12 protein-coding genes are annotated in these 16,319 nt (G+C 65.5%); 5 read left to right on the top strand and 7 right to left on the bottom strand.

The window, feature by feature from the left end; genetic code table 11:
* Window positions 1-16: 16 nt before the first annotated feature.
* Window positions 17-1,192, bottom strand: a complete 1,176-nt coding sequence (locus ABD923_RS11795) for an MFS transporter (protein WP_259548993.1) — start codon at window positions 1,190-1,192, stop codon at window positions 17-19.
* Window positions 1,193-1,395: 203 nt separating this feature from the next.
* Here ABD923_RS11795 and ABD923_RS11790 point away from each other — a divergent pair, with 203 nt between their 5' ends.
* Window positions 1,396-2,415 (top strand): extracellular solute-binding protein, encoded by a 1,020-nt coding sequence (locus ABD923_RS11790; RefSeq protein WP_259548995.1) that lies wholly within the window; start codon window positions 1,396-1,398, stop codon window positions 2,413-2,415.
* 66 nt (window positions 2,416-2,481) lie between these two features.
* On the opposite strand, the gene ABD923_RS11785 is transcribed toward ABD923_RS11790, so the two are convergent.
* From ABD923_RS11785 to ABD923_RS11770, 4 genes are all read right to left on the bottom strand, one after another.
* Entirely contained in the window at window positions 2,482-4,170 is a 1,689-nt protein-coding gene (locus ABD923_RS11785) for an ABC transporter permease (RefSeq protein ID WP_259548997.1), read from the bottom strand.
* Window positions 4,171-4,260: 90 nt separating this feature from the next.
* Window positions 4,261-5,565, bottom strand: coding sequence for a mannitol dehydrogenase family protein (locus ABD923_RS11780; protein ID WP_259548999.1), 1,305 nt, complete (start codon window positions 5,563-5,565; stop codon window positions 4,261-4,263).
* Window positions 5,565-6,953, bottom strand: coding sequence for a glucuronate isomerase (uxaC, locus tag ABD923_RS11775; RefSeq protein WP_259549000.1), 1,389 nt, complete (start codon window positions 6,951-6,953; stop codon window positions 5,565-5,567). Before uxaC ends, ABD923_RS11780 begins: the two co-directional genes overlap by 1 nt.
* Window positions 6,950-7,666 carry a GntR family transcriptional regulator gene (locus ABD923_RS11770; protein WP_222190194.1) on the bottom strand — a complete coding sequence of 239 codons (717 nt, stop codon included), beginning with the start codon at window positions 7,664-7,666 and terminating at the stop codon, window positions 6,950-6,952. Before ABD923_RS11770 ends, uxaC begins: the two co-directional genes overlap by 4 nt.
* Window positions 7,667-7,782: 116 nt before the next feature.
* On the opposite strand from ABD923_RS11770, the gene ABD923_RS11765 reads away from it, so the two are divergent.
* The 4 genes from ABD923_RS11765 to uxuA are packed head-to-tail and all read left to right on the top strand — an operon-like array spanning window position 7,783 to window position 12,087.
* Window positions 7,783-8,841 (top strand): Gfo/Idh/MocA family protein, encoded by a 1,059-nt coding sequence (locus tag ABD923_RS11765; RefSeq protein WP_259549002.1) that lies wholly within the window; start codon window positions 7,783-7,785, stop codon window positions 8,839-8,841.
* Window positions 8,838-9,845 (top strand): Gfo/Idh/MocA family protein, encoded by a 1,008-nt coding sequence (locus ABD923_RS11760; RefSeq protein ID WP_259549004.1) that lies wholly within the window; start codon window positions 8,838-8,840, stop codon window positions 9,843-9,845. Before ABD923_RS11765 ends, ABD923_RS11760 begins: the two co-directional genes overlap by 4 nt.
* A complete protein-coding gene (locus ABD923_RS11755) occupies window positions 9,842-10,906 on the top strand; it encodes a Gfo/Idh/MocA family protein (protein ID WP_259549010.1) in 1,065 nt (354 codons plus the stop codon). Before ABD923_RS11760 ends, ABD923_RS11755 begins: the two co-directional genes overlap by 4 nt.
* Window positions 10,903-12,087: a mannonate dehydratase gene (gene uxuA / locus ABD923_RS11750; protein ID WP_259549012.1), complete on the top strand. Its 1,185-nt coding sequence runs from the start codon at window positions 10,903-10,905 to the stop codon at window positions 12,085-12,087. Before ABD923_RS11755 ends, uxuA begins: the two co-directional genes overlap by 4 nt.
* A gap of 11 nt (window positions 12,088-12,098) precedes the next feature.
* Here uxuA and ABD923_RS11745 read toward each other — a convergent pair whose 3' ends face one another.
* Both ABD923_RS11745 and ABD923_RS11740 read right to left on the bottom strand, forming a co-directional pair.
* Entirely contained in the window at window positions 12,099-15,305 is a 3,207-nt protein-coding gene (locus tag ABD923_RS11745) for an efflux RND transporter permease subunit (RefSeq protein WP_259549014.1), read from the bottom strand.
* Window positions 15,302-16,309 carry an efflux RND transporter periplasmic adaptor subunit gene (locus ABD923_RS11740; RefSeq protein WP_259549016.1) on the bottom strand — a complete coding sequence of 336 codons (1,008 nt, stop codon included), beginning with the start codon at window positions 16,307-16,309 and terminating at the stop codon, window positions 15,302-15,304. Before ABD923_RS11740 ends, ABD923_RS11745 begins: the two co-directional genes overlap by 4 nt.
* Window positions 16,310-16,319: the final 10 nt, after the last annotated feature.

The raw sequence follows: 16,319 nt of genomic DNA, 5'->3' as shown, positions 1-16,319 counted from the left end.
TTCCGCGCCCCTTTTCTTATCCGGTGCTGTCGCGGGCGAAGAGGTAGACGCTCAGCCCCAGCAGGATGACGAGGCCGAACAGGGCAAAGAGTTGCCCATAGGCCACGTTGGCCCCGCTATGGCCGACAAGCCCCGCATAGACCGGCCCCGATGCGAATTGCATCACCCCGGCCCCTCCCATGCCGAACAGATTCAACAGCGTCACACCCCGCCCTGTGAGGTGCGGCGGGCAAAAGCTCCGGCCATGGCTGATGACGATGGGGTAGGATGCGCCCAGCAGGCCGATCACGGCAAACAGGGCGACGGCGCCCCACAGCCCCGATGGCGGTAGAATCCAGAACGACAGGCATAGCAACGCCACGCCGAGATTGCCGATCAGGATCGGCCATTTTCGACTGTGAAAGATCCGGTCCGCAGGTCCATAGAGGAAATTTCCCAGAACCATGGCCAGACCCATGACAAGGGTCGCGGCGCCGATCTGGTCGAGCGCCGCCCCATGGATATCCGCGATATAGGGGCTGATCCACAGACCGCGCAGGCCTGCCGCCGGGGCGTAGCAGACGAACATCATGATCAGGATGGGCCACATCGCCGGCATGCGCAGCAGGTCGAGCAGCGATCCTTTCGCCTCGCCCTCGGGCTTTTTCGGATCGCGGACGAGCAGGGCAATGGCCAACGCGATCAGCAGGGTGAAAACGGCGAAACCGCCCACCGTCTCGCGCCACCCGAAATTCTCGATAGCCCAAGCCAGGGGCGCCGTGGACAAGATGTTGCCCAGTGAACTGACCCCGACGGTCACACCGGCAAGCGTGCCAAAAATCGCGGCAGAAAACTCGCGCGCGAAGATGTAGTAGGTTGACATGAGCACCGGGGCGCAGCCGATCCCGATCAGGATCATGGCAACAGTGATGGCACCAGGCCCCTGCGCCATGGCGAAAAGGGCGGCACCCCCTGCGCCCCCAAGGGCAAACAGGATCGAGGCCGTGCGGCGTGGCCCGATATGGTCGAGTGCCCAACCGACCGGCAATTGCATCAGCGCGAACGCAGCGAACCACAGACCCGAAGCGCGCGCCAGGTCGCCCGTGGTCGTCCCGATATCCTGTGCCAGGACCGGGGCCAGAACCGCAAGGAACGCGCGGTAGAACTGGCTCAGCATGTAGGCGACGATCAAGAACGCGATCCCGGCGCGCATGTCTGCTTCTCCCTCCCTGTTCTCGTCCGGTTGTGCCTGCCCGGTGCATCGATCACAACGCGAAAGGCATGGTGCCGATAGGAAAGCCCTATATCTGACAAAATTTATCAGTCTTTATTGACGGCGCGCCGATTCTCGGTTTTGAAGGCGCCACATCCGACAAAAATGGTCGGGAAATTGAACAGGACCCGCGAGGAAATATCATGACCAGAACGATTGCCGCCCTTCTGGGGACGACCATCGCTGCCTCTACCCTGACTGCTGCACAGGCGCAGGAACTCAACCTGTATTCGTCGCGCCACTACGATACCGACGAACGCCTGTACTCCGATTTCGAGGAAATGACCGGCATCACGATCAACCGGATCGAGGGCAATGCCGATGAGCTGATCGCCCGGATGCAAGCCGAAGGCGACAACTCGCCCGCCGACGTGTTCCTTACGGTCGATACCTCGCGCCTTCAAAGGGCGGCCGACATGGGGCTGCTGCAAGCTGTGGAGTCTGACGTGCTGACCGCGCGCATCCCGTCGAACCTGCGGGATGACGACAACCTTTGGTTCGGCTTCAGTCAGCGCGCGCGGATCATCTTCTACGACACGGCAGACGTGGAAAACCCGCCGCAGACCTATATGGACCTCGCCGATGATGCCTATGAGGGGATGGTGTGCCATCGCTCGTCGACGAACGTCTACTCGCAGACGCTGCTTGCGGCGATGATCGAGAACCACGGTGAAGAGGCTGCGCGCGAATGGGCCGCCGGCGTGGTCGAGAACTTTGCCCGCGACCCGCAGGGCGGTGACACCGACCAGTTGCGCGGCTTGGTGTCAGGCGAGTGCGATATCTCGATCTCGAACACCTACTACTTTGCCCGCGCCATCCGCACCGAGGTCGACGGCCTGTCGGAAGAACAGCGCGCGACTATCGGTTGGGTCTTCCCGGATCAGGGCGGCAACGGTGCGCATGTGAACCTTTCGGGCGGTGGTGTCGCGGCCCATGCCCCCCACCGGGATGCCGCCGTCGCATTCCTGGAGTATCTGGCCAGTGACCAGGCCCAGGATTACTTCAGCGCCGGGAATGACGAGTACCCCGTCGTCGCAACCGCGCCGCTGGCCGAAAGCGTCGAGGCCCTCGGCGAATGGGAGGCTGACGATGTCGACCTTGCCGCGGTTGCCGAGAATGTCGCCCTGGCGCAGCAGATCTTCAACGAGGTCGGCTGGGAGTGACCTCTTCCCCGCTTCCGGCTTTCAACGGGCGTCCCATCCGGGGCGCCCGTTTCGGTTTGCAGGGGATTATTCGGCGGCTTGCGCGTCCGGGTCCGGGATGAATCTCCGGCCGGTTCTGGTTTCCCGCCCCAGGCCCCAGCACAGCACGGCGACCGGCAAGAGGCCGACAGCAGCGATCACAAGACTGGGCACCGCAGCTTGGGCCAGCCGTTCATCGGCCGCCAGTCGGTGCGCCTGAACCGCCAGCGTGTCGAAGTTGAACGGCCGCATGATCAGCGTCGCGGGCAGTTCCTTCATCACGTCGACGAAGACGATCAGCAGCGCGGTCAGGATCGACGGGCGCAGGATCGGCAGATGGACGCCACGCAGCATGGATCGGGGCGTGCGCCCCAACGTGCGGGCCACGGCGTCGATATTGGGATTGATGGTGGCCAGTCCCGCGTCATAGGCCGACAGCGCCGCTGCCATGAAGCGCACCATGTAGGCCGCCACCAAAAGCCAGATCGACCCTGTGATCAAAAGCCCGGTGTCGATGCCGAAGCGTGTCTCCATGAAGGCATCGAGCGCATTGTCGAAGGCAGCGAAGGGCACAAGCAGGCCAACCGCGATCACGCCACCCGGAACGGCATAGCCCAGCCCGCCCAGGCGCACCGCCAGACGAGAGGCGGGGGTCGGGCGCAGCCGGGCGTTGAACCCCAGGACGATCGCGGCGCCGACCGTCAGCAGCGCGGCGATAGAAGCCAGCGTGAGCGAATTGCGCAGGAACCCAAGGTAGCGCTCGGTAAACAACAATTGGCCCGAGTCCCACGCCATGCTCACCAACAGGACAACCGGCAGAAGGAACCCGAAAAACACCGGGACCATGCAGACCGCCCATGCGGCCCAGGCCCGCCCGCCCGACAGGTGCACGGGCTGCATCGCCTCGAACCGCCGGCCCGCGCCGTGGTGGCGCTGGTTCTTGCGTTGTGCCCGTTCCAGCACGGCGAGGGTCAGCGCGACAACAAGCAGACAAAGCGCCAGCTGCGCCGCTGCGCCCCGGTCGAAGAAAGAGAACCAGCTTTGGTAGATCCCCGTCGCGAAGGTCTGCACGCCGAAATAGGACACGGTGCCATAATCGGCGAGGGTCTCCATCAGGGCGAGCAGGACGCCACCCGCGATGGACGGGCGCGCGATCGGCAGTGAAACGCGCAGGAACGCACCCCACGGCCCTTGGCCAAGGGTGCGTGCGGCGATGTAGGCGGTCGCCGATTGCTGCATGAAAGCGGCGCGAACCAGCAGGTAGACATACGGGTACAGCACGAGGGTCAGCATCGCCGCCGCCCCGCCGAGCGAGCGGATTTCCGGGAACCAGTAATCGCGCGGTCCCCAGCCGGTCAGGTCCCGCAACGTGGTCTGCACGAGACCCGGGTGGTCGAGGAAATCCGTATAGGCATAGGCCAGAACATAGGCCGGAAAGGCCAGCGGCAGGGCCAGCGCGACTTCGATCACCCTATGGCCGGGAAATCGCGTTGCGGTGACCAGCCATGCCGTCGCGGTCCCGATCACGCCTGTGCCAACCCCGACCAGCAGGATCAGCAAGGCCGTCGTGCCCGTGTAGCGCCACAACACCGTGTCAGCGAGGCGCGAGACCGTGTCGAACCCGCCTGTGACCGCGGCCAGAACGACCGCCGCCATCGGCAACAGGCAGATGCCCGCGGCAATCCATGCCAGCGTGCCCAGCAAGCCGGGCGAGGTGAATGCCGTCTTTCGGATCATTCCGGCTGTCCTGCCGTTGGGGGTAAACCTTGTCGAGCGTTTTTGTCGGGGATTGCGCCAAATTGCAATGAGGTGACGGGTCGGCGCAGATCACGTTCCGAAGACAGTGGCCGCCAGGTCCTCCGACCACGCCAGAGGGGCGTCGCCCTCGGCGATCCCGAGGCAGGCCAAGGCGCGATTGACCCGCTCCACTGGCGGGCGAGCGGGCGCGAAGGCGTCGCGCAGCGCATCCTCGGCAGGGTCATGTAGGCTGACGCGGGTCTCGACGCGCTTGGACACCAGAGCAATCCAAGCTGCAATCGCGCGTGTCGCGGCGGGTGCCGCGAACCCGTGGTGACGCAGGACGGGCAAAACCCGCAAGGGCAGCTTGAGCGATCCATCCATCGCGATCTGGTCGAGGCGATGGCGCACTCCGGGAACCGAGAAGCGATCGACCAGATCGCGGCCATGCTGGTCGAGGGCGCCTTGGTCGAACTGAGGCAAGAGCGGCGCGGCCTCTCGCCAGAAGGCGCGGATCAGGGCCGCCAAGCCGATGTCGACGATCGCCTCATGCACGCAGGTGTGCCCAGCCAGCAGGCCCGCATAGGCCAAGGTCGAATGTGCGCCGTTCAACATCAGAAGTTTGCGCGCCTCGTAAGGCGCGACATCAGACACGAAGCGTGCCCCGCACGTGTCCCACGCGGGTCGGTCTGCTGCGAAACGGTCGGCGATGACCCAATCGGTGAAGGCCTCCGTCAGGACCGGGGCGGCGTCCTTGCGCCCGGTTACCGCAGCGATGCGGGTTCGGGTGTCCTCCGTGGTGGCAGGGGTGATGCGATCGACCATCGAATCGGGAAAGCTGGACAAGGACAGGATCTTGGGGTCCTGTCCGGCCGCCGCGAGGTAGGACCCAACCGCCGCCATCAACTTGCGCCCATTGCCCGAGAGGTTGTCGCAGGACAGGACGGTCAGTGGCCCGGCCCGTTTCGAGGCGCGCTGGCGGAGGCCGCCCGCCAGCAATCCAATGGCCGTGATGGGCGCCTCTGACCCGAGATCCCGCTGAATGGCCGCATCGTCAAGGGCAAGCCTTCCATCGGGGCCAAGGTGATAGCCTTTCTCTGTCACGGTCAGGGTCACGACCTGAACATCAGGGTCCGCTATCGCTTCGATCACGGCGGCCGGGTCTTCGGCGGCGACCAGCAGGCGATCATGCACGGCGATCCGCTCGACCTGAAGGCCCTCGGGTGACAGGATGCCAAGGTCATAGGCAAAACCGGCTGGCGACAGGGCATCTCGAAGGGCGGCGGTACGCATGGACACGCCGGTGATTTTCCAGTCGCCCGGGGCATGCGCGGTATACCAGGCTTGGTGGGCCCGGTGGAAATTCCCGAACCCCAGGTGAAGGATGCGCGGCATCAGCCCTCCAACCGGTAGGCGTCGATGGCAAGGTCGTGGGCCAGAAGATGCGCGATGCGCGCAGAGTCGGCGGTGCGCAGAAGGCCGCGCTCCTCTTGGTCGGCAAGGTGCAGGGCGACGCCCCGCCGCCACAGGTCGTGACGCGCCGGGATCGACAGGAAAGCGCGGGTGTCGTCATTGAACCCGGCAAGGTTCAGATAACCTGCCGTTTCCACCACCTGGTCGAAATAGCGGCGGATGCCGTTCAGGCTGTCGTGGAACCACCACGGCGGACCAAGGCGCAAGGACGGCCAATGCCCCACCATTGGCGCGAGTTGGCGCGCATAGCTGGCCTCGTCCAGCGTGAACAGGATCAGGCGCAGGCGCGGATCGTTTCCGACACGGGTCAACAGCGCATCGAGGCCCGTAACCCAATCGACGGGCGCGGGGATATCCGCCCCCATGTCCGGGCCGAAGCGCTTCAGAAGCTGCGCGTTGGTGGAGCGGGTGGAGCCGACATGAAGCTGCATCACCATGCCGTCTTCGGCCGACATTTGCGCCATCTCGGTCAGCATATGACCGTAAAACCGCGCGGCCTCGGACGGGGTAAGAGTGCCACGCAGCGCCCGGTCGTAGAGTGCCTCGATCTGATCTCTGGGCAGCCACCGGGTCATCAGGACCGGCACGTCATGATCCGTCGCGGTCGCCCCACGCGCACGAAACGCCTCGCGTCGGGCTGCGAGTGCGTTCAGGAAGCCGGTGAAACTGGTGGTGTCGATCCCGGTCATCTCGCCCAGCTTCAGCAGGTTGGCGGCGTGCCCGGGCCTCGCCGGGTTCAACAAATCGTCCGGGCGGAAGGTCGGTATGATCCGACCGGTCCACCCGGAGGCGGCAATCGCATCGTGATCGCCAAGGTCGGACAGGGCCGGGTCGGTCGTCGCCAGGCATTCGATCCCGAAGCTGTCGAACAGGGCCCGGGGCCGGTTTGCCGGATCCTCAAGCCATTCGGCGATATGATCGTGCACGGCATCTGCCGTTTCGGGCGACAGGTCCACCGGCACCCCGATGACCGTATAGAGGGTATGTTCCAGCCATCCGCGCGTCGGCGTGCCAAGGAAAGCATCCCAATGCCGGGCAAAGCACCGAAACACGGCACGGCTGTCGACACTCCCCGGTGCTGCACCGATGCCCAGGTCTTCCAAACGCTCCCCCAGCGAATAGAGCATCCGGAACAGGTAGTGATCCGGGGTGACAAGCAATGCGGCAGGATCGGGAAAGGCGCTGTCTTTCGCCCACCAGGATGGGTCGCAATGCCCATGGGGCGAGATGATCGGCAGATCGGCAATAGCCTCGAAAATCGCCGCCGCCCGCGACGGCAGCACAGGCAGGCGCGGCTGCGGGGCGTTCATTCGAAATAGTCCCGATGCTCGGATTTCAGGGACTCCAGAACACCAAGAACGCCGCGCAGATGTGGCGTCAGAATCCTTTGCGCGCGTCCCAGGTTGGCCTTTCGGAGCGCGTTGGCGATGCGGCCATGTTCGTCGGCCAGCTGGCGCAAATGTTCGGTGTCGTTCAGGCGCAGGGCGCGCAGACGGTCGAGCGCGGTTTTCTCGCGCGAGACCAGTGTTTCAATCCTCGGCATGTTCGTGGCGGAGGCGATGGTTGCATGAAAAGCGTCGTCGGCGGCATGGAACGCCTCGGCATCGCTGTTTTCGATTGCCTTGGCCTGCGCCGCCAAGGCCTCTGTCAGGCGCTGGTCGTGTTCGGGCGACAGGCCGCTTTCGCAGATCAGGGTCACGGCCGCCATTTCAAGCGCTTCGCGGATGAACTGGGCGCTTCGAATGGCCGGCTCGGAAAAGCGCGTGACGAAATTGCCGCGCGAGGGAAAGGTCACGATCAGCCCTTCATCCCTGAGCCATGTCATGGCTTCGCGGACGGGGGTTCGACTGGCGCCAAAGCGTTGACCGGCCTCTGCCTCGGATATGCGGGTTCCCGGGGGCAGCGACAGGGACAGGATCGCTTTGCGCAGGGCCGAATGGATCTGTTCAGCCGTGGGCTGGGTCAGATCGAGCGGCGGGAGGTCGATCTGCGACAGGGGCACGGGCTCGGAGGTGGCGGTCATGGGGCAGGCCCTTTACACATTGTAGATCTAAATCCGGTATACTGGTGTGCGGGATTGTTGACAACGCTCTGACGCACAGTCAGTGTCCCGCAGGCAAGGCAGGAGGACGCGCCGCGATGGCCAGCAAGGATGCCCCGCTTGGCGTGGGGATGATCGGAACCGGGATGGTGGCGCGTACCCACCTTCTTGCGATCCGTGATGCCACCCCTGCACTCTCCCTGTCCGGCCTGCTGGCCCGTCATTCCAAAAGCGCAGAGCGCTTTGCGGATATGGCCGAAACCGAACTCGGCCAGCGGCCAAAGGTCTATGCCGATATCGCCGAGCTTGCCACTGACCCGGATGCCGATTTCGCCCTGATCCTGACGCCGCCCAACGCCCGGATCGAGTTGATTGAACCGTTGGTTGCCGCGCGAAAGCCAATTCTTCTTGAGAAGCCGGTCGCGCGCACCCTGGCCGAGGCCATCGAGGTCGTCGAGTTGTGCGAGGCAGCGGATGTGCCGCTCGGGGTGGTCTTTCAGCACCGCATGCGCGCCGCGTCACGCAAAGCCGCAGCTCTGATCGCCACCGGTGAACTCGGGGCGCTTGGCCTTGCCGAAATCTCTGTGCCGTGGTGGCGGGATCAATCCTACTATGACGAGCCCGAGCGCGGCACCTACGCCCGCGACGGCGGCGGTGTCCTGATCAGCCAGGCGATCCATACCATCGACCTGGCGCTGTCGCTGACCGGTCGGGTGACCGATGTCACGGCCATGTGCGCGACCTCGCGGTTCCATGCGATGGAGGCCGAAGACGTGGCCATGGCCGGGCTGCGCTTCGCCGGGGGCGGGGTCGGCTGGCTGACCGCATCCACCGCGTCCTTCCCCGGCGGGTCCGAGTCGATCACCCTTCACTTCGAAGACGCAAGTCTGCGCCTTGCCGATGGCACCTTGTCCGTCAATTGGCGCGATGGCAGGTCCGAGACGCATGGCGCTGTGGCAGGAACAGGCGGCGGGGCCGACCCGATGGCCTTCACCCATGACTGGCATCAAGCGGTCCTCGAAGACTTCGCAGCAGCGCTTAGCGAGGGGCGTCCCCCCGCCATCACAGGGCGGGACGCGCTCGCCGCACATCGCCTGATCGACGCCATCACCCGGTCGTCCGCCGAGGGTCGGGCCATTTCCATCGAGGGATCATGAGTATTCGTTTCGCCGGTATCGGCATCGATCACCGCCATATCTTTGGCATGGCCGCGAACCTCATGGCTGAGGGAGCGGAGTTCGTGGGGTGGTGGACCGAAGGGCATCCGGGCACCTTGGACGGGTTCGTGAAGCGGTTTCCCGATGTTCCGCGGGTTGAAGACTGGCGTCGCCTGCTCGACGATCCGGCCATCGACCTGATCCTGATCTCCTGCATCCCGCGTGACCGTGCGGAATACGCCATCGCGGCGATGGAGGCCGGCAAGGACGTGATGGTCGACAAGCCCGGCTGCACGACATTCGACCAGCTGGCCCGCATCCGCGAGGTGCAGGCGCGCACGGGCCGCATCTGGTCGGTCGATTTCTCGGAACGGTTCGAGGTGCCGTCCGTCACCGCCGCCGCCGATCTGGTGGCCGAAGGGGCGATTGGACGGGTCGTGCAAACCGTGGGGCTGGGGCCGCACAGGCTCAACCGCGCGACGCGGCCCGATTGGTTCTTCGACCGCGACGCCTATGGCGGCATCCTGACCGATATCGCCAGTCACCAGATCGACCAGTTCCTGTTCTTCACCGGCTCCGACAGCGCCGAGATCACGCATGCCGCGGTCGAGAATTACGCGAACACCTCGGACCCAGGGCTTCAGGATTTCGGAGAGATCGTTTTGCGCTCGAACCAGGGGCGCGGGTATATCCGGGTGGATTGGTATACCCCCGATGCCCTTCCGAACTGGGGGGACGGGCGGCTGACGATCCTTGGCGCCGACGGCTATATCGAGCTGCGAAAATACGTCGATGTTGGCGGGCGCGAGGGCACGGATTCGCTTATTCTCGCCAATGGCGACCGCTGCGAAGTGATCGACGCGCGCGAGGCCGGTTTGCCCTACTTCCCGCGGCTGATCGCGGATGTGCAGGACAGGACTGAAACCGCGATGGCGCAGACCCATTGCTTCACGGTGATGGAGCTTGCCTTGCAGGCACAGGCCATGGCCGAGGGGCGGGCATGATCCGCGTTGCGATCATCGGGGCGGGGATTGGGGCCGAGCATTTGCAGGGTTATCGCGCCCTGCCTGACCTGTTCCGCGTTGCCACGCTGTGCGACCGCGATCTGGGCCGGGCCGATGCAGTCGCGGGGAACGATCCGGATATCACCACAACGCCAGACCTCGACGCCGTTCTTGCCGACCCCGAGATCGACCTTGTCGATATCTGCCTGCCGCCGCACCTCCATGCCGAGGTGTCCATCGCCGCGCTGGCCGCAGGCAAGCACGTGGTGTGCGAAAAACCGATGACCCGGAACCTTGCCGAGGCTGATGGCCTCGCCCGCGCGATCAGGGCGTCGGGCAAGGTGTTCTCGCCCGTCTTCCAGTACCGCTTTGGCCCGGCGACCGCCGCACTGGACGCCTTGATCGCGGCGGGGCTTGCCGGCCCGCCAGTCATGGCGAGCGTCGAGACTCATTGGGATCGCGACGCCGCCTATTACGCCGTGCCGTGGCGCGGCACATGGGCGGGTGAGTCCGGCGGCGCCGTTCTGGGGCATGCGATCCACGCGCATGACCTGCTTTGCCGGTACTTCGGCCCGGTGGCCCGCGTGCAGGCGCATTGCGCAACTCGTGTGAACGAGATCGAGACCGAGGATTGCGCGGCGCTGGCCTTCGGGTTCGAGAACGGGGCGCTTGCGACCTCCTCGATCACGTTGGGGGCGGCGGGCGATGAAACCCGCCTGCGCTTCGTCTTTCGTGAGCTCACCGCCACCAGCGGAACCAGCCCCTATGCGCCTGCGGCAGACACATGGCGTTTCAAGGCCCGCGATCCGTCTCGGCAGGGCGAGGTTGATGCCATCGTGGCCAATGCCAAGGGTCATGTCGGTTTCGCCGGGTATTTCGAGGCCCTGGCCGCCGCGATTGCCGGCGATCCGTCGCGCTGTGTCAGCTTCGAGGATGGGCGCCGCTCCATCGAGTTGGTCAGCGCGATCTATGCAGCGGCCCGGTCCGGCAACACGATTTCCCTTCCCCTGCATGCGCAAGACCCGATCCGCGCCGGGTGGCAGCCGGAGGTGGTGGCATGAGACAGACCTGGCGCTGGTTCGGCCCGCCCGATCCGATCACCCTGCCGCAGGTGCGCCAAACCGGCGCCGTGGGGATCGTCAGCGCCCTGCACCACGTGCCGCCCGGCATGGTTTGGCCGGTGGACGAGATCGCCGCGCGCAAGGCGATGATCGAGGCCGAGGGGCTGACATGGGACGTGGTCGAAAGCCTGCCCGTTTCCGAAGCCATCAAGACGCGCGGGGTTGGGTTTGCCGAGCACATCGCCGCGTGGAAAGACAGCCTCGCCACCCTTGCGCAGGCGGGCGGCCCAAGGGTCATCTGTTACAATTTCATGCCCATCCTCGACTGGACCCGGACCGATCTGCGCGCCCCGGTTCCGGGGGGCGGCACGGCGATGCGGTTCGACCTGATCGATTTCGCGGTGTTCGACATCCATATTCTCGGGCGAGAGGGGGCGGCCGCAGATTATGACGTCACCACGCGCACCCACGCCAAAGCCCGCACCAAGGGGATGGATCAGACCGCGTGCGAGGCGCTGGCGGCGAATATCACCGCGGGCCTGCCCGGCGCGAATGACAGTTGGACGCTGGACGAGGTGCGCGCGCTTCTTGCGACCTATGACGGCATTGATGCCGAAACCCTGCGGGCCAACCTGATCGCTTTTCTCGAAGAGGTCGCGCCGGTTGCCGAGGGCCTCGGCCTGCGGCTTTGCTGTCACCCCGACGATCCGCCATTTCCCCTGCTGGGGTTGCCGCGCGTCATGTCGGACCTTGCCGACTACCAAGCAGTTCTGCAGGCCGTGGACAGCCCCGCGAATGGGGCCACGCTCTGCACCGGGTCGCTCGGTGTCAGGGCCGATTTCGACCCGGTCGCCTTTGTCGAGGCCCTGGGGGACCGCATCCATTTCGCCCACCTGCGCAACACCCGCCGCGAGCGCGACAATGGCGCAGTGCGGGTAAGTTTTTCCGAAGCGGCGCATCTGGATGGCGATACCGACATGGTTGCCACGATCCGCGCCTTGATGGCCGAGGAAGCGCGGCGGCGCGAGGCGGGGCGGGGCGACCATGACATTCCCATGCGCCCCGACCATGGGCATGACCTGCTGGATGACCTCGGCAGGGAGGGCCAACCCGGCTACCCGTTGATCGGGCGCTTGCGCGGGTTGGCCGAGCTTCGGGGCGTGATGGCAGCGCTGCGCTAGCGCTGCCCCCTTCAGGTCTTGAGCACGCGGTAGATCGCCGGGATCACCAGCACGGTCAGCAGCGTCGAGGTCAGCAGGCCGAACAGTAGCGACAGCGCGAGCCCCTGGAAGATCGGGTCGCTCAGGATCACGATGGCCCCGAACATCGCGGCCAAGGCCGTCAACAGGATCGGCTTGAACCGGATCGCCCCGGCCTCCAGCAGGATATCGAGCTGCGTCTTGCCCTCGGTATCGGCGTTCCGGATGAAATCCACCAACAGGATCGAGTTGCGCACGATGATCCCGGCCAGCGCGATGAACCCGATCATCGAGGTCGCGCTGAACGGTGCGCCCCACAACCAGTGCCCCCCCATGATCCCCAGGAAGGTCAGGGGCACCGGCGTCAACACGACAAGCGGCAAACGGAACGAGCCGAACTGGGCCACCACCAGCACGTAGATGGCCAAAAGCGCCACGCCGAACGCGGCGCCCATGTCGCGGAAGGTCACCCAGGTGACCTCCCACTCGCCGTCCCAAAGGACGGACGGATGGCTTTCATCCTCGGGCTGGCCGTTCAGCAGGATCTCGGGTTGGGGCAGGTCGCCCCAGTCGCGGCTGTCCAGCGCCTCGCCAACGGCGATGATGCCGTAAAGCGGCGCTTCGAACCGGCCTGCCAACTCGCCCATCACCATCTCGGCCGGGCGTCCATTGCGGCGGTAGATCATCGGCGAGGCGCTTTCCTCGATCACCTCGACCACGTCGCCCAGTTCGACCACGCCGCGCGCGCCCGGCAGCAGGTTGGCGGGCACGGGCGTCGACAGGAAGGACTCGTCAAGCACCCGGTCGCCCCGGTCGGGGCCTATCACGATGGGCAGCGGGTCACGGTCGAGGCCGCGATGGGAATACCCCACCACCTGCGCGCCGTTCAGCGTCGCGATGGTGTTCAGCACATCCGCTTCGGTCACGCCGTAGAATTCCAGGTCGTCCGGGGACAGCAGCAGGCGCATGCGCCGGGCGGGCGTGGCAAAGGTATCGTCGATATCGACGATGAAATCGACGCTTTCGAAGGCGCCGCGCACCTCGCGGGCAACGGCGCGGCGTGTCTCCGTGTCGGGGCCGTAAACCTCGGCCAGAAGCGTCGCCATCACCGGCGGACCGGGGGGCGGCTCGACGGTGCGGATGCGCGTGCCCTCGGGCAGGTCCAGCGCGGCCAGTCGCTCGCGCAGGTCCAGCGCAATGTCGTGGCTGGACCGTTCGCGGTCACCAAGGTTAATCTGGATATCGCCCATATGGGGCGATTGCCGCATGAAGTAGTGGCGCACGAGGCCGTTGAAGTTGAAGGGCGCGGCGGTGCCGGCATAGGTCTCGACCGAACGCACCTCGGGCAGGCCCATCGCGATCTCGGCGGCGGCCAGCGCGACGGCATCGGTGTCTTCCAGCGCGCTGCCCTCGGGCAGGTCGAAGACGACGGCCAACTCATCCTTGTTGTCATAGGGCAGAAGCTTGACCGTCACATGCTGGGTGTAGAGCAGGCCGAGCGATCCGAAGGACAGCACGATCGTCAGCAAGAGAAACAGCGCCGCTCCGGGCCGTGACTTGAGGACCGGGCGCGCGACGGCGCGGAAGATGCGCCCCAGCGTGCCGCCATGGGCCCCGTCATGGCCATGCACCGGCGCCTTGCCCGAAATCTTGATCATCAGCCATGGCGTGACCATGACCGCGATGAAGAAGGACAGGATCATCGCGGCGGAGGCGACGGCGGGGATCGGGCTCATGTAGGGCCCCATCAGGCCAGACACGAACAGCATCGGCAGAAGGGCGGCCACGACCGTCAGGGTCGCGACGATGGTCGGATTGCCCACCTCGGCCACGCCGTCGATGGCGGCGCGGATGCGGCTGCGCCCATCCCCCATCGCCCAGTGCCGCGCGATGTTCTCGATCACCACGATGGCGTCATCGACCAGGATCCCGATGGAGAAGATCAGCGCAAACAGCGACACCCGGTTCAGCGTGTAGCCCATCGCCCAGGCCGCGAAGAGCGCCAGAAGGATCGTCACCGGGATGACGATGGCCACCACGATGCTTTCCCGCCAGCCGATGGTCAGCAGCGTCAGAACAACGATGGAGAGCGTGGCGAGGAACAGCTTCAGCAGAAGCTTGTCGGCCTTGTGCGCTGCGGTCTCACCGTAATCACGGGTCACCTCGACCTGCACGCTGTCGGGGATCAATGAGCCCTCCAGCGCCTCGACCCGGTGCAGGATTTCCTCGGCCACGGTGACGGCATTCGCGCCTGCGCGCTTGGCGAAGGCCAGTGTGACGGCGGGGCGACGGTCAAGTTCGCCGTCTTCGCCCCGGGTGATCTGGGTCACGCGATGGTCCGACATATCCTCGACAAAGGAGATATCGGCCACGTCCCCGACATAGACGGGCCGTTCGTCCCGCGTGGTCAGCAACAGCCCCGCGATCTCGGTCGGCGAGACAAGGCTTTGGCCGGCCAGTAGGGTGATCTCGTCCCCCTCGCTATAGAGGGTGCCGGCATTCATCATGCTGTTCGCGCCGGCGACCTTCTGCGCCAGCTGTTGCAGGGTCACGCCGAACAGCGCCAGCCGCTCCGGGTCGGGTGTCACGCGGATCGCCTCGGACGCTTCGCCAACGATATAGCTCAGGCCGACATCCTCGATGCGCTGGATTTCCCCGCGCAATTCGCGCGCGATATCCGACAGGGCGTTCGCACCGACCTCGCTGCCGTCCGCGGCGCTGAGCGTCAGGGTCACGATGGCCACATCGTCGATGCCGCGCCCGATGATCAGGGGTTCCGGAATGCCCACCGGGATGCGATCCATGTTGGCGCGCACGCGTTCATGAACCCGCAAGATCGCCGCATCGGACGAGGTCCCGACGACGAAACGCGCCGTCAGCATCGTCTGGTAGTCATGCGTCTGCGAGTAGACATGCTCGACATCCGGGATTGCCCGCAGAATGCCTTCCAGCGGTTCGGTGACGAGGTTCACGACATCATCGGCCACCAGCCCCGGCGCCTGCACGATCACGTTGACCATGGGGACCGAGATCTGCGGTTCCTCCTCGCGCGGGACGGACATGAGCGCGATCAGGCCCATGGCAAGCGACGCCAGCATCAGAAGTGGGGTCAGCGGCGACTGGATGAACGCACGGGTCAGCGCGCCGGCGATGCCCAGCTTGGCGGGTTCGTATCCGTCCTCGGCTTCGGGCGCACTCATGGCAGCACCACGATGTCACCCGCCGACACGCCGGCGAGGATTTCCACCATCGTCTCGCCATCGACCACATGGGTGTCGCCGACCTGGACGACATGCTCGCGCGGATCGTTACCCCCGAGGCTCAGGTAGTCGAGGCCGAAACGGTGATCGAGCGCCGCTTCGGGCACGAGGAAGGCCTCTCGCGACCCGATCGGCAGACGCACCAGAACGCGCGCATCGACCAGGCGGTCGTCAACGCCTTCGACCTCGACATCGGCCAGCACGCGGCCATTCTCGATCTGCGGATAGACGCGCGCCAGCCTGCCCTCGATTGCGTCGTCCTCTGCCCCCGGGCTGATCTGGATGGTGTCGCCCTCGCGCATCAGGGTGGCATGACGTTCGGGCACCGCAAGCCGCAGAAACACGCCGCCCCCGCCGATCGTCGCCACGGATTCACCCGGCATCACGATGGCGCCGGCCGCGACCGGCACGGTGAGGACCCGACCCGCGATAGGGGCAAGGATATCCCCTTCGGACAACTGCTGCCCGATCACACGCCCCTCGGCCTCAGCCGCCGCGATCTGGTTGCGCAAGACCTCGACCTGCGTGCGCAGCCCGTCCAGCCGTTGAACGGTAGTGACGCCGCGCGCGAGCAATTCCTCGCCACGCGCGAGTTCGGTCTCGGCATTCGCAAGCTGCGAGCGGAGCGCTTCGAGTTGGGCATCGTTGGCCGCCAGGCGGAATTGCAACGCCACATCGACAACCCGACCGATGACCTGACCTGCCTCGACGCGATCTCCTTCGATCACGTCGAGCGTTTCCAGTGTCCCGCCGAGCCGCGCCCGGGCAGGCAGCATCCGCCGCGGCTGGATCTGACCGTAGACCGATTTCCACTCGGTGACGTCCTGCGGCTGCAGTTCAAGATGCGACTGCGCGCTTGCCATGCCGGTCCAAGGCAAGGCAGCCGTGAACAGGGCAACGATCAGGGAGCGGAGAGACCTCGACCGGATCTTTTTTAATGTCATGTCATGTTTC

The organism is [Roseibacterium] beibuensis (assembly GCF_039542305.1).
Taxonomy (GTDB): Bacteria; Pseudomonadota; Alphaproteobacteria; order Rhodobacterales; family Rhodobacteraceae; genus Roseibacterium; species Roseibacterium beibuensis.
This window is presented reverse-complemented; position numbering and strand designations above follow the sequence as displayed.

What these genes read in the sequence shown, in the direction of transcription:
- ABD923_RS11755 (WP_259549010.1), top strand. Translation starts at nt 9,842, where the DNA reads ATGATCCGCGTTGCGATCATCGGGGCGGGGATTGGGGCCGAGCATTTG.
- ABD923_RS11795 (WP_259548993.1), bottom strand. Translation starts at nt 1,192, where the DNA reads ATGCGCGCCGGGATCGCGTTCTTGATCGTCGCCTACATGCTGAGCCAG.
- uxuA (WP_259549012.1), top strand. Translation starts at nt 10,903, where the DNA reads ATGAGACAGACCTGGCGCTGGTTCGGCCCGCCCGATCCGATCACCCTG.
- ABD923_RS11760 (WP_259549004.1), top strand. Translation starts at nt 8,838, where the DNA reads ATGAGTATTCGTTTCGCCGGTATCGGCATCGATCACCGCCATATCTTT.
- ABD923_RS11765 (WP_259549002.1), top strand. Translation starts at nt 7,783, where the DNA reads ATGGCCAGCAAGGATGCCCCGCTTGGCGTGGGGATGATCGGAACCGGG.
- ABD923_RS11780 (WP_259548999.1), bottom strand. Translation starts at nt 5,565, where the DNA reads ATGCCGCGCATCCTTCACCTGGGGTTCGGGAATTTCCACCGGGCCCAC.
- ABD923_RS11790 (WP_259548995.1), top strand. Translation starts at nt 1,396, where the DNA reads ATGACCAGAACGATTGCCGCCCTTCTGGGGACGACCATCGCTGCCTCT.
- ABD923_RS11785 (WP_259548997.1), bottom strand. Translation starts at nt 4,170, where the DNA reads ATGATCCGAAAGACGGCATTCACCTCGCCCGGCTTGCTGGGCACGCTG.
- ABD923_RS11740 (WP_259549016.1), bottom strand. Translation starts at nt 16,309, where the DNA reads ATGACATTAAAAAAGATCCGGTCGAGGTCTCTCCGCTCCCTGATCGTT.
- uxaC (WP_259549000.1), bottom strand. Translation starts at nt 6,953, where the DNA reads ATGAACGCCCCGCAGCCGCGCCTGCCTGTGCTGCCGTCGCGGGCGGCG.
- ABD923_RS11745 (WP_259549014.1), bottom strand. Translation starts at nt 15,305, where the DNA reads ATGAGTGCGCCCGAAGCCGAGGACGGATACGAACCCGCCAAGCTGGGC.
- ABD923_RS11770 (WP_222190194.1), bottom strand. Translation starts at nt 7,666, where the DNA reads ATGACCGCCACCTCCGAGCCCGTGCCCCTGTCGCAGATCGACCTCCCG.